The organism is Aminobacterium sp. MB27-C1, assembly GCF_030908405.1.
Taxonomy (GTDB): Bacteria; Synergistota; Synergistia; order Synergistales; family Aminobacteriaceae; genus Aminobacterium.
This window is the reverse complement of record NZ_CP133089.1, coordinates 1,304,570-1,316,114: the sequence shown is the minus strand read 5'-3', so window position 1 is coordinate 1,316,114 and position 11,545 is coordinate 1,304,570. Positions and strand designations below refer to the sequence as shown.

5 protein-coding genes, 2 tRNA genes and 3 rRNA genes are annotated in these 11,545 nt (G+C 45.1%); 9 read left to right on the top strand and 1 reads right to left on the bottom strand.

Annotated features, from left to right (window positions below; all coding sequences use genetic code 11):
• Positions 1–60: 60 nt before the first annotated feature.
• The gene (locus RBH88_RS06345) at positions 61–2,382 is read right to left on the bottom strand and encodes a penicillin-binding protein 1A (RefSeq protein WP_213690701.1); all 2,322 of its coding nucleotides are present in this window, start codon (positions 2,380–2,382) and stop codon (positions 61–63) included.
• 251 nt (positions 2,383–2,633) lie between these two features.
• Between RBH88_RS06345 and RBH88_RS06340 the strand changes: the two genes are divergently transcribed.
• From RBH88_RS06340 to RBH88_RS06300, 9 genes are all read left to right on the top strand, one after another.
• A 16S ribosomal RNA gene (locus RBH88_RS06340) occupies positions 2,634–4,164 on the top strand.
• Between the two features lie 78 nt (positions 4,165–4,242).
• Positions 4,243–4,319, top strand: a tRNA-Ile gene (locus RBH88_RS06335).
• Positions 4,320–4,327: 8 nt separating this feature from the next.
• Positions 4,328–4,402: transfer RNA gene (locus RBH88_RS06330), tRNA-Ala, on the top strand.
• 86 nt (positions 4,403–4,488) lie between these two features.
• A 23S ribosomal RNA gene (locus RBH88_RS06325) occupies positions 4,489–7,472 on the top strand.
• 66 nt (positions 7,473–7,538) lie between these two features.
• Positions 7,539–7,654 (top strand): 5S ribosomal RNA (rrf, locus tag RBH88_RS06320).
• Together the 16S, 23S and 5S rRNA genes with 2 tRNA genes alongside form the textbook arrangement of a ribosomal RNA operon.
• A 182-nt stretch (positions 7,655–7,836) precedes the next feature.
• Complete coding sequence (locus tag RBH88_RS06315; protein ID WP_213695915.1) at positions 7,837–9,444, top strand: GspE/PulE family protein; 1,608 nt, start codon at positions 7,837–7,839, stop codon at positions 9,442–9,444.
• Positions 9,441–10,631 carry a type II secretion system F family protein gene (locus tag RBH88_RS06310; protein WP_213691760.1) on the top strand — a complete coding sequence of 397 codons (1,191 nt, stop codon included), beginning with the start codon at positions 9,441–9,443 and terminating at the stop codon, positions 10,629–10,631. The genes RBH88_RS06315 and RBH88_RS06310 overlap by 4 nt, the downstream gene beginning before the upstream one ends.
• A gap of 16 nt (positions 10,632–10,647) precedes the next feature.
• Positions 10,648–11,097, top strand: coding sequence for a prepilin-type N-terminal cleavage/methylation domain-containing protein (locus tag RBH88_RS06305; RefSeq protein ID WP_213691761.1), 450 nt, complete (start codon positions 10,648–10,650; stop codon positions 11,095–11,097).
• Complete coding sequence (locus RBH88_RS06300; protein WP_213699147.1) at positions 11,079–11,411, top strand: hypothetical protein; 333 nt, start codon at positions 11,079–11,081, stop codon at positions 11,409–11,411. Before RBH88_RS06305 ends, RBH88_RS06300 begins: the two co-directional genes overlap by 19 nt.
• Positions 11,412–11,545: the final 134 nt, after the last annotated feature.

Below are 11,545 nucleotides of genomic sequence, written 5' to 3'. Positions count from 1 at the left end.
TAAAAAAGAGGGCTGAAATTAATTTCAGCCCTCTTTTTTTGCTTCCATCGTCATTATCTCTTAGTTTGTAATGCCATACTGCTTTAAAAGATCCTGATACCTATCTTCAATGGTCTTAGCAGGGCTTGGATCATTTTCATAGGGTTTTGCATCTCCCGTGGGAACATTGGACTCTTCAGCAGGCTTCTGGGATGGAATAGGCTGCTTTTGTAGGGGAGATAGACCTGGTTCTGTGCCTTCTGTTCCAGGGAACGTCCAAGGAATATTGCCGTTTGGAAAAGTTGCATATGTGTAATAATGTTCCTCATCTTGCGGAAGTAGATAGAGTCTGGGTGCTTGAGGATCGTTTTGACTGGCAAATAATTCTCCCCCGTGAAGAGGGCATATTGTTGTCGGTATTGACCCCGTAGGTAAGAAAATAGTAGCGGCAGGGCAGTTAGGGCTAGCTAAAAAGCCTGATTCTCTGCATATTTGTACTGCTTCTACAGAAAGGCCTTCTGGAATGTCGAATGATTGAGGAAGGTGAAGAACCTTCACGGCCTTTTCCATGAAACGTTTCCAGACGGGAACGGCGATAGCACTTCCAGTCGCATTCCTTCCTAATGGTTTATGATCATCGTTACCAGCATAAACGATTGTAACGAGTCCAGGAACTCCGCCAGCAAACCATGCGTCGCTGTAATCATTTGTTGTTCCAGTTTTTCCAAAAGTTTCCCAGCCAGGAATGCGTGCCCGTCGACCTGTTCCAGCTTGAACAACATCTTCCATAAGTGATCGGATGACAACAGCTGTTGTCGGAGAAATCCCATCCTTGACTTCGGGAGTATGAAATTCGAGAACATCACCATTGCTTGATCGGATTTCACGAATCATGAAGGGGCTTACAAGATGTCCTCCATTTGCAAAAGTAGAAAAGGCGACAGCCATTTCCATGGGTGTTATACTCGCTGTTCCCAGTGCTAAAGAAAGGTCATAAGGCAAATGTGGAGACGTAATCCCTGCACTTCGAGCCATATGTACAACATTGGTTACTCCTATGAGATCTGCCATTCGTACAGCCACAGTATTGTATGAGTGTATGAGGGCATCAAGTACCGTTACTTCTCCGTTATATTTATTGCTATAGTTTCCTGGTTCCCATTTCTTTTCTTCTCCAGGAATATCGTATGAGAGGGGAGCGTCAAGAAAATGATCTGTTGGCAATATCCCTTTTTCTAAGGCTGCTGCGAAAACAAAAGGTTTAAAAGCAGAACCAGGTTGACGATAAGCTTGTGTAACCCGATTGAATTTACTCTTTGAGAAATCTTTGCCGCCTGTCATGGCTAACACCTCTCCTGTGAGAGGGTCCATGGCAATGAGAGCCCCTTGGCTCTTCAATGTTTGAATGGAAGCATCAGCCTCTTCTTGCAGATCTAAATCCAGCGTCGTATGTATTTCCATTCCGCCACTGTAAACGAGATCTGCTCCATATTTAGGTAACAAATAATTAAAAAGCAAGTGCGCAACAAAGTAAGGAGCTCTATTGTATTCTGTGACTTTATTGGGAGTATGTTTTAATACGATTTCTTCTTTATAGGCAGCATCGCGAGTCTCACTGTTAATCCATCCCAAATCAACGAGACGTCCCAGAACATAGCCCTGTCGTTTCTTAGCATTTCCCATATTGTTTAGTGGGCTATAACGCTCTGGTGCAGCTATCAGGCCAGCCATTACAGCTGCTTCGTGAAGATTGAGGTCTTTTACCTCTTTCCCAAAATATGTTTTACTTGCTGTTTCAACACCCCATGCTCCGTGTCCAAAGTAAATGGTATTAAGGTACATCTCTAAAATTTTGTCTTTTGAAAAAAGCTGTTCCATTCGGATAGCCAGCATAATCTCTTTTGCTTTTCTTTTTATGGTTTTTTCATGAGTCAAGAAAAGATTACGCGCCAATTGTTGGGTAATGGTACTTCCTCCCTGTCTAGCGCCACGATGCAATATGTCGACCATCAATGCACGTACTATGGCAGGGAGGCGGATTCCACTGTGTTGATAAAAAGAAGAGTCTTCTGCAGCCAATGTACACTTTATCATCCATGGAGAAACATCTTTCAGTTGTACTGGCTTTCTATTTTCTGTAAATAAACGTGCTATAACTTGATTATCACGATCATAAACAGTGCTTGCAACACTCTCTTTATGAGCTAATATTTGAGTAGTCGTCGGCAGCTCTTCCGAAATTTCTCTGACAAATAAAGCTCCCCAAACGGAAATAACTGCTATGCTTGCACATACGACCAAAAGGAACAGTAAAATTATTTTTCGAAGGAAACTGGGTTTGCCAGAATATGATGATTTCTTAGTCTTCTTCTTTTCTTCTGGCGTTGATTCTTTTTGTGTCATTGCTGAAGCCTCCTCTATACATGGGCAACACTATACTTTCAATATAATAACTATATCGTGTACTGCCAACTTCAATGGAAGAATTATACCATCTCAAAAGTTTTTTTATAAAAAGTTGAAAAAGGGCTTGCATTCCATTCAAAGGCGTGGTATATTTTTCGCCGTTGCCGGTTAGGGCAACGAGCTGAAAAACAAACGAAGCTTGAAAAGAGAATACAGTGCGTAAATGTAAAGCGAGCCAATACAAGAAATTCATGGAGAGTTTGATCCTGGCTCAGGACGAACGCTGGCGGCGTGCTTAACACATGCAAGTTGAACGGAGGCATATCATCACGACTTTTCGGAGGAGAGATGATGTGTTCTTAGTAGCGGACGGGTGAGTAATGCATGAGAACCTGTCCTTCAGAGGGGGACAACAGTTGGAAACGGCTGCTAATACCCCATATGCCGAGAGGTGAAAGGAGTAATCCGCTGAAGGAGGGGCTCATGTCCTATCAGTTAGTTGGTGAGGTAAGGGCTTACCAAGGCGATGACGGGTAGCCGGCCTGAGAGGGTGACCGGCCACATTGGAACTGAGATACGGTCCAGACTCCTACGGGAGGCAGCAGTGGGGAATATTGGGCAATGGGCGCAAGCCTGACCCAGCGACGCCGCGTGAGGGAGGAAGGCCTTTGGGTCGTAAACCTCTGTTGTATGGGAAGAAGGAAGTGACGGTACCATACGAGGAAGTCCCGGCTAACTACGTGCCAGCAGCCGCGGTAATACGTAGGGGACGAGCGTTGTCCGGAATTACTGGGCGTAAAGGGCGCGCAGGCGGATATTTAAGTCAGCTGTAAAAGGCATGAGCTCAACTCATGTATGCGGTTGAAACTGGGTATCTAGAGTGCTGGAGAGGTAGGCGGAATTCCCGGTGTAGCGGTGAAATGCGTAGATATCGGGAAGAACACCAGTGGCGAAGGCGGCTTACTGGCCAGCAACTGACGCTGAGGCGCGAAAGCCAGGGGAGCGAACGGGATTAGATACCCCGGTAGTCCTGGCCGTAAACGATGAATGCTAGGTGTGGGTGTCGAGAGGCATCCGTGCCGGAGTTAACGCGATAAGCATTCCGCCTGGGGAGTACGATCGCAAGATTGAAACTCAAAGGAATTGACGGGGGCCCGCACAAGCGGTGGAGCACGTGGTTTAATTCGATGCAAACCGAAGAACCTTACCTAGGTTTGACATGTACGTGGTACGGATCTGAAAGGTGAAGGACTGTACCTTCGGGTACAGAGCGTACACAGGTGCTGCATGGCTGTCGTCAGCTCGTGTCGTGAGATGTTGGGTTAAGTCCCGCAACGAGCGCAACCCCTGCATCCAGTTACCAGCGAGTAGAGTCGGGGACTCTGGATGGACTGCCAGCGACAAGCTGGAGGAAGGTGGGGACGACGTCAAGTCATCATGGCCCTTATGCCTAGGGCGACACACGTGCTACAATGGCCGATACAGCGGGAAGCAAGCCTGCGAAGGCAAGCAGATCCCACAAAGTCGGTCTCAGTTCGGATTGTAGTCTGCAACTCGACTACATGAAGGAGGAATCGCTAGTAATCGCGGATCAGCCAAGCCGCGGTGAATCCGTTCCCGGGCCTTGTACACACCGCCCGTCACACCACCCGAGTTGGGTGCACCCGAAGCCGGAGGCTTAACCAGCAATGGAAGGATCCGTCGAAGGTGTGTCTGGTGAGGGGGGTGAAGTCGTAACAAGGTAGCCGTACCGGAAGGTGCGGCTGGATCACCTCCTTTCTAAGGAGAAACAATAGCTTTTTTTTAAAGGCTATGCTAAGCTTTTCTTTACGCACTGTTTTTTTCCCATCTTGTGATGGGCCGATAGCTCAGTTGGTTAGAGCACACGGCTGATAACCGTGAGGTCAGAGGTTCAAATCCTCTTCGGCCCACCATTTTTTTTGGGGATGTAGCTCAGTGGGAGAGCGCCTGCCTTGCACGCAGGAAGTCGTCGGTTCGAATCCGATCATCTCCACCATTTGTAAACCAAATAGAAATTAATATAAAGTTTCGCTTTTGTACCTTGACATAGGAATAGAGGGAAGTAATCGAGGGAAAGTAAGAGAATAAGGTATAAAGGGCATACGGTGGATGCCTTGGCACCAGTAGCCGATGAAGGACGTGGCAAGCTGCGAAAAGCTGTGGGGAGGTGCAAGCGACCATTGATCCGCAGATATCCGAATGGGGCAACCCGCCTGTAGGAGTACAGGCATCCCGTAAGGGAAGGAACCCGGCGAAGTGAAACATCTCAGTAGCCGGAGGAAGAGAAATCGAAGAGATTCCCTGAGTAGTGGTGAGCGAAAGGGGAAGAGCCTAAACCGAATACATGTCAAGACTGCGGTCGTTGTGTATTTGGGGTCGAGGGAATGTCAAAGTGAGTCCGCAGGCTCACGACAGAGTTATCAATACATTTTCTAGTTGAAGTGTGTTGGGAAAGCACGCCATAGAAGGTGACAGCCCTGTAGGTGACAGGAAATGTACTCTGTAGACATCTCCCGAGTAGGCCGGAGCACGTGGAATTCCGGTTGAATCAGGGTGGACCATCATCCAAGGCTAAATACTACTGGTGACCGATAGTGAATCAGTACCGAGAGGGAAAGGTGAAAAGCACCCCTGGCGGGGAGTGAAATAGACCTGAACCCGTGTGCCTACAAGCAATCGGAGCGCAACCATACAGCGATGTATGGCGCGTGACGGTGTGCCTTTGTAAAATGAGCCGACGAGTTATTAGACGTAGCGAGGTTAAGGTGCGTTAGCACTGGAGCCGTAGGGAAACCGAGTCTGAATAGGGCGCGAGTTTCGTTTAATAGACCCGAAGCCGTACGATCTATCCATGGCCAGGTTGAAGTCCGGGTGAAGCCGGATGGAGGACCGAACCATTGTCTGTTGAAAAAGACTTGGATGAGCTGTGGATAGGAGTGAAAAGCTAATCGAGTGCGGTGATAGCTGGTTCTCCCCGATATGCATTGAGGTGCAGCCTTGCGAGTTCAGTTATGGGGGTAGAGCACTGGATGGATGCGGGGGACTGGGGTCCTACCAAATTCAACCAAACTTCGAATACCATAACTGTATTGCAGGAGTGAGACTACGGGTGAGAAGGTCCGTGGTCGTGAGGGAAACAGCCCAGACCGTCAGCTAAGGTCCCAAAGTGTATGCTAAGTGTGGCAAGGATGTGAGAGTGCCTGGACAGCCAGGAGGTTGGCTTAGAAGCAGCCACCCTTTAAAGAGTGCGTAACAGCTCACTGGTCGAGGACTTTTGCGCCGAAAATGTAGGGGGCTAAGCATACTGCCGAAGCTGCGGGATAATTGATGAGTATCAACTATCGGTAGGGGAGCGTTCTGTACGGGGTGAAGCCGAACCGAGAGGTCGTGTGGACTGTATGGAAGTGAGAATGTCGGCATAAGTAACGAGAAGTGCGTGAGAAACGTACTCACCGGAAGCCCAAGGGTTCCTGGGGAAGGTTCATCCACCCAGGGTTAGGCGGGACCTAAGGCGAGGCTGAAGAGCGTAGTCGATGGATAGCAGGTAGACATTCCTGCCCCAGCCTGAGACCGTTATTACTGAAGGGGTGACACAGAAAGCTAGGTGATCCGGGTGATGGAATACCCGGTCCAAGGGAGTAGGAAGGCATTGCAGGCAAATCCGCGATGTTAGTTCTGAGACCTGAAGGGGAGGTTCTACGGAACCGAAGTCATTGAAGCTCGGCTGTCGAGAAAAGCCTCTAGGGAGGTCTTAAGCTGCTCGTACCCGAAACCGACGCAGGTGGGCTAGCTGAGAAGGCTAAGGTGAGCGGGAAAACCCTCGTTAAGGAACTCTGCAAGTTGACCCCGTAACCTAGGGAGAAGGGGTGCCACTCTGGTGATGTGTATATACGATACAGAGCTAAGGGTGGTCGCAGAAACCAGGCTCAGGCGACTGTTTACTAAAAACATAGGTCTCTGCATAAGGCGCAAGCCGAAGTATAGGGACTGACACCTGCCCGGTGCTGGAAGGTTAAATGGAGAGGTTAGCGTAAGCGAAGCTTTGATATGAAGCCCCAGTAAACGGCGGCCGTAACTATAACGGTCCTAAGGTAGCGAAATTCCTTGTCGGGTAAGTTCCGACCTGCACGAATGGTGTAACGATCTGAGCACTGTCTCAACGAGGGACCCGGTGAAATTGTGGTACTGGTAAAGACGCCAGTTACCTGTGGTGGGACGGAAAGACCCCGTGGAGCTTTACTGTAGCCTGATATTGGATTTTGGTCTGTTATGTACAGGATAGGTGGGAGGCTGTGAATGCAGGACGTCAGTTTTGCAGGAGCCGTTGTTGGGATACCACCCTTGACATGCCGAAGTTCTAACTTTGAGGTCTGAAACGACACAGAGGACAGTGTCAGGTGGGCAGTTTGACTGGGGCGGTCGCCTCCTAAAGAGTAACGGAGGCGCGCAATGGTCACCTCAGGGCGCATGGAAATCGCCCATAGAGAGCGCAAAGGTATAAGGTGGCTTGACTGTGAGAGAGACGTTTCGAGCAGGAACGAAAGTTGGTCTTAGTGATCCGGCGGTTCCGAGTGGAAGGGCCGTCGCTCAACGGATAAAAGCTACCCCGGGGATAACAGGCTGATCCTGCCCGAGAGTTCCTATCGACGGCAGGGTTTGGCACCTCGATGTCGGCTCGTCGCATCCTGGGGCTGAAGCAGGTCCCAAGGGTTGGTCTGTTCGCCCATTAAAGCGGTACGTGAGCTGGGTTTAGAACGTCGTGAGACAGTTCGGTCCCTATCCACCATAGGCGTAGGGTATTTGAGGAGATCTGCTTCTAGTACGAGAGGACCGAAGTGGACGAACCTCTGGTGTACCGGTTGTAGCGCCAGCTGCATAAGCCGGGTAGCTATGTTCGGGTCGGATAACCGCTGAAGGCATCTAAGCGGGAAGCCGCCTCCAAGATGAGATACCCCATTCCGATAGGGAAGTAAGGTGTCCTGAAGACGACAGGATAGATAGGCCGGGAGTGTACGAGTTGTGAGGCTCTTAGCTGACCGGTACTAATACATCGAGGCCTTATTCTCACTTTCTCTTGGTTTTCTTTCCTCGATTTCTGTGTTTAGAGTACGAAAGAATAAAAGTTTGAGATCTCTGGTGGTAATAGCGGAGGGGTCACACCCGGTTCCATGCCGAACCCGGAAGTTAAGCCCTCCAGCGCCGATGGTACTGCAGAGGCTATCTGTGGGAGAGTAGGTCGCCGCCAGAGATCTTTTTTTATCCTTTCATTGTGATCTTCTTCGAAAAAACGTGTTTTTACATCGGCGCTGCGAAGAAATAGGATTAAATATTCATCTTCCCTCTTATTTACAGACTTCCCGACTTTTCCATTCTGAAAGAAATGATTACATATGGTATGGTTTTAGCATCGATTGGATGCGGGTGGTGTTTGTGATCGTTTCTGATTTATCGTGGAATAGATTTTGCATATTTCTTTCTCACATAGAAGAATTTCATGATTTTCTTCAACAAAAAGTTTCTTTTTACAATAAGAAAGCTCCTTTTTTACTTGCTAGACTTCTTTTACAGTACTTTCCCCACAAAGAAGAAGATATTTTTTCTTGCATAAAGGCAGCTACTCATATGCCCGAAGCATACCTTCCTTTATTTCCACCGATAAGTGAATTTAAAGAGTTGTTTCCTTATAAAAGCATGATAGATATGGATATAGTGCCGTTATTATTTTCCTCTGAGGAAAATAAATTGGTTATAGCCCTTTTTGATCCCTTTTTACCTAAAAATATTATTACGAAACTTGATCTTCATAAGTTTGATATTGTTGCTTTTTTAGCACCATTAACCAGAATCCGTACTTCCATTGAACGATTACGTTTTTCTCTGAAACTTAAAGAGAGTTCCTCTCTCTCTTCAAATGACGCAGTAAAGTTTGTTGATTGCATATTACATGAAGCTGTGGAAAAACAAGCTTCTGATATTCATATCGAACAACTTTCCGATTGGAGTCGCGTTAGATTTCGTGTAGATGGTTTCTGTCACACAGAATACGTTTTTTCTTCCTCTTTTCACTCAACGGTGATTTCACGAATAAAAGTCATGTCGTCAATGGATATATCTGATAAAAGGCGACCTCAAGATGGTCGATTTTGTCTTCAAAAAAAACAATCCCCCCTTGATGTAAGAGTCGCTTCTATTCCAACTCTTTATGGCGAAAAGGTAGTTTTACGCCTTTTGGGGTCTTCATATATTCCTACAAATATAGACCAACTCGGACTAAAGGAAGAAGTTATGACCCTTATTTTTAAACTGCTTTCAAAACGTGAAGGACTCCTTCTTGTCACGGGACCAACTGGTAGTGGCAAAACAACAACACTACATGCCTTAATAGATGAAATTGATGCCGATTCATTAAATGTAACTACTATAGAGGATCCTATTGAAAGAACTCATTGGGGAGTAAATCAAATACAAGTTGATGAAAAAGCAGGGCGTAGCTTCAACGTAGTTTTGCGTGCTCTTCTTCGACAAGATCCTGATGTGATACTTGTCGGCGAGATAAGAGATACAGAAACGGCTCACCTTGCTGTGCGAGCGGCACTTACTGGACATTTGGTTTTATCAACCTTGCATACGGAAGATGCTGCAAGTGCCCCCTTGCGCCTTATGGAAATGGGCGTGCCTCCCTTTCTTGTCGTATCGGCACTTAAAGCAGTTATATCTCAACGCCTTGTAAGAAGAGTTTGTCCCCATTGCAAAAATAACGTGGAAAGCAATAAATCTCTAATTGGATGTCCTTCTTGTGGTGGAACAGGTTTTTCAGGCAGAATAGGAGTTTTTGAATGTTTATATGTTTCCAATGCAATTAGAAAACTGCTCTTTCAAGAAACTCCTGTCCAATTTATTCGAGAGCAAGCACATAAAGAAGGAATGGAATCTTTATTAGAAGATGGAATACAGAAGGTCAGAAAAGGTTTGACTACGATGAAAGAAATTGCGTCACTTTCTTCGGATATGCCTATGCCTAATGAGGTATTAAATTGACCTTTTCATATACTGCACGCACCTCAACTGGGCAAAAGACAGAAGGTTCATTAAAGGCTGATTCTGAGGAACAGGCTTTAGCCATCCTTCACGAGAGTGGCCTCTTTGTTATTTCTCTCAAAAAGCGAATTCGTTTAGTGATTAAAAAAGAGAAGCGCGTTACCCTTTCTCTGACTCATTTATCTCTTTTTTTTAATCATCTTTCTGCAATGCTTTCCATGGGAGGAACTCTTTCTCAAGCTCTTTGCCTCTTAGAGAAAGAGATGGAAGAACCTTTAGTTAGCCGATTAGTAAAGCGTGTAAATGAGAAATTATTGCACGGGCACTCCCTTAGTGAATCCCTTCACCTTTCAGGGAAATGGCCAATAGGGGTTATCTCTATTATCCGTGCCGGTGAAGAAAGTGGAGAATTGCTGACGGTACTTCAACACTTAACTTCCCATTTTAGGTGGAAAAGAACCTTTCAAAAGAGGTTATTCAGTGCCTTTTTTTACCCTGCTTTTGTTGCATTAGTATCTCTTGTTGTAATTAATATCCTTTTTTTTAAAGTCTTGCCGCAATTAGAATCAACACTAAATGATTTGGGAATAGTATTTTCGCCATTATTTTCTATCTCTCTTAAAGTGATAAAAATTATATGCAGCGTTGGTGTTATTGGTGGGGGCGCTATTATTGCAACAATATATTGTATCAATCATATATGCAATGTATCTATAGGAAAAGGTGCATGGCATTGGTTGCTATCAAAAAGCAGAATATGCAGAAACATATCCCTTGCCAGAAGCTTTCAGATGTTAGCTGTGCTTTTAAAATCGGGAATTCCTCTTTTAAAGGCATTAAAACTTGCGGGAGAAATTTCTGGCAATAAAAAAATAAGAGAGAGCTTTTCTATTGTTGCAGAACATATTTCTTTGGGGCATTCTTTGTCTCAAGCACTACTAACTCAAAAAGAGTATTTACCCCCTCTTATTGTCCCTATTTTAGCTCTTTCTGAACGTTCAGGAACATTAATAGAATCTTTAATTCAGATATCTGTTCAACTCAATGAAGATTCACAACAAAACATGAAACGTTTGGAGGTTCTTATAGAGCCTATTTTGATAACATGCCTAGGAGTTTTTCTTCTTATTTTTATCAGTGCATTATTCTTACCATTGTTTAAAACTTTTCAAAATATATCCTTTTAGAAAGGGGAGATATGTGATGAAGTCCTTATCCGCAAAAAGATTGGGCTTTTCGTTAATAGAACTACTTGTCGTTCTTTTAGTGGTCGGGCTTTTGTCTGGTGGAATTATTGTAGCAGCGAGAAAAGCTGTTGTTTCGGCAAAGGCTGTGCGAATTACTTCCGATTTAAATACATTGAAATTAGCCTATCTTATGTATTCAGTGGATTTTGGAGACCACGAAGCGTTACTTTCTGATTTGACTCTTCTTGAACCATATTTAGATTCTCGTATTGATGAAAATCAATATGTAATTTGTACGGAAGATGATTCAATATACATTGGGACAGGGCCGTTTAATAAGAACATATTATTACAGCTTGAGAAGCAAGCTTCAGAGACGGGACTTTATAATTCATCGTCATCCCAGCCACCAGTATCGCCTTATGATCCAGAAAAAGGACCGTGGGTATGGGTAAAGGTGCAATAGGGAAAAAATCATGCGGTGCCTCTTTTATAGAAATAGTTGTGAGCGTAGCTATACTTATCCCTCTTATAGCAGGTATATTGAGCAATTTTTATATATTGAGTAAAGCTCAAGAGAAAAGTAGAAAAGTCTTTATGTCTGGTCTTGCCGTTTTGTACTTAGTTGAAGCAAATGAATCTGCTATGCAATGTAACGGTTTGTATGTCTGCGAGGAGCATTTCCCGAAAGGGGGAGAAGGTTGTGTGAAAATATCTACTTATAATTTAAATGAACTTTATAGAAATAACTGTTTATATGAAATATTCTTTTGGTATTAGTCGCAGGAAAAAGAGAAAAATATTTTCTCATGGGCATACATTTATTGAGGTAATAATAGCTTTATCAATAACTGTTTTTTTCTCAAATTTATTTATGCAGGGAATAGGAAGCGCCGGAAGGATTATTTACAGAA